The sequence below is a fragment of the Novosphingobium sp. FG137 genome (assembly GCF_057809735.1).
In genome coordinates this window covers 1-301 of the sequence record NZ_JBMDKN010000022.1, presented here as the reverse complement: position 1 = coordinate 301, position 301 = coordinate 1, and the positions used below count along the sequence as shown (strand labels likewise).

Here is a 301-nt window from a genome sequence, read left to right as displayed (position 1 = left end):
ACTTCTTGAGCAAGAGCGGCTTCTGATTTACCGTCCAAAGCTTCGATAGCATCTTTACGGTCCTGAACCTCTTGAGCAATAGCATTGGGTAATGTCTCATCCAGATTAACTTTATCTTGGGCGGTCATTACACCAGCTTTCTCTGTAGTAGCTGCTGGGATATAAGTAGTCTTATAATCTTCAGGCTCATGAGTATAAATACCCTCTTCTTTTTTAGAAGAGAAATTATGGGTTAAAGTAACATGACTGCTTTGTTGACCTACCTCAACTGGTTTATCACCAGATAAGATAATAATATTAC

1 protein-coding gene is annotated in these 301 nt (G+C 38.9%); it reads right to left on the bottom strand.

The window, feature by feature from the left end:
* The coding region (locus tag ACODS2_RS23135; protein ID WP_489000832.1) for a hypothetical protein at window positions 1-301 on the bottom strand (301 nt) is incomplete at both ends.